Here is a 1,505-nt window from a genome sequence, read left to right as displayed (position 1 = left end):
TCGATGTTTGACGCTTCACAGCGGGTACCGGAATATCAACCGGTTATCCATCGACTACGCCTGTCGGCCTCGCCTTAGGTCCCGACTTACCCTGGGCAGATCAGCTTGACCCAGGAACCCTTAGTCAATCGGCGCACACGTTTCTCACGTGTGAATCGCTACTCATGCCTGCATTCTCACTCGTCAACCGTCCACAACTCGCTTACGCGGCTGCTTCACCCGGCAGACGACGCTCCCCTACCCATCACAGCCTCCGTTGGGAGTGTTGCTGCAATGACACGACTTCGGCGGTACGCTTGAGCCCCGCTACATTGTCGGCGCGGAATCACTAGACCAGTGAGCTATTACGCACTCTTTCAAGGGTGGCTGCTTCTAAGCCAACCTCCTGGTTGTCTCTGCGACTCCACATCCTTTCCCACTTAGCGTACGCTTAGGGGCCTTAGTCGATGCTCTGGGCTGTTTCCCTCTCGACCATGGAGCTTATCCCCCACAGTCTCACTGCCGCGCTCTCACTTACCGGCATTCGGAGTTTGGCTAAGGTCAGTAACCCGGTAGGGCCCATCGCCTATCCAGTGCTCTACCTCCGGCAAGAAACACACGACGCTGCACCTAAATGCATTTCGGGGAGAACCAGCTATCACGGAGTTTGATTGGCCTTTCACCCCTAACCACAGGTCATCCCCCAGGTTTTCAACCCTGGTGGGTTCGGTCCTCCACGACCTCTTACAGCCGCTTCAACCTGCCCATGGCTAGATCACTCCGCTTCGGGTCTTGAGCGTGCTACTCCACCGCCCTGTTCGGACTCGCTTTCGCTACGGCTACCCCACTCGGGTTAACCTCGCAACACACCGCAAACTCGCAGGCTCATTCTTCAAAAGGCACGCAGTCACGAGAAGCAAGCAAGCTTGCTTCCGACGCTCCCACGGCTTGTAGGCACACGGTTTCAGGTACTATTTCACTCCCCTCCCGGGGTACTTTTCACCATTCCCTCACGGTACTATCCGCTATCGGTCACCAGGGAATATTTAGGCTTAGCGGGTGGTCCCGCCAGATTCACACGGGATTTCTCGGGCCCCGTGCTACTTGGGTGTCTCTCCAACGAGCCGCTGACGTTTCGACTACGGGGGTCTTACCCTCTACGCCGGACCTTTCGCATGTCCTTCGCCTACATCAACGGTTTCTCACTCGCCTCACGGCCGGCAGACCATGAACAAGAGATCCCACAACCCCGCATGCGCAACCCCTGCCGGGTCTCACACGCATACGGTTTGGCCTCATCCGGTTTCGCTCGCCACTACTCCCGGAATCACGGTTGTTTTCTCTTCCTGCGGGTACTGAGATGTTTCACTTCCCCGCGTTCCCTCCACACTGCCTATGTGTTCAGCAGCGGGTGACAGCCCATGACGACTGCCGGGTTTCCCCATTCGGACACCCCCGGATCAAAGCCTGGTTGACGACTCCCCGGGGCCTATCGTGGCCTCCCACGTCCTTCATCGGTTCCTGGT

At 57.7% G+C, this 1,505-nt stretch carries 1 rRNA gene; it reads right to left on the bottom strand.

Features of this window, described 5'->3' with window-relative positions:
* Window positions 1–1,505: ribosomal RNA gene (locus MQN93_RS43630) — 23S ribosomal RNA — on the bottom strand; the annotation flags it as partial.

This window comes from Streptomyces spinosisporus (assembly GCF_022698145.1).
Classification (GTDB): domain Bacteria; phylum Actinomycetota; class Actinomycetes; order Streptomycetales; family Streptomycetaceae; genus Streptomyces; species Streptomyces spinosisporus.
This window is presented reverse-complemented; position numbering and strand designations above follow the sequence as displayed.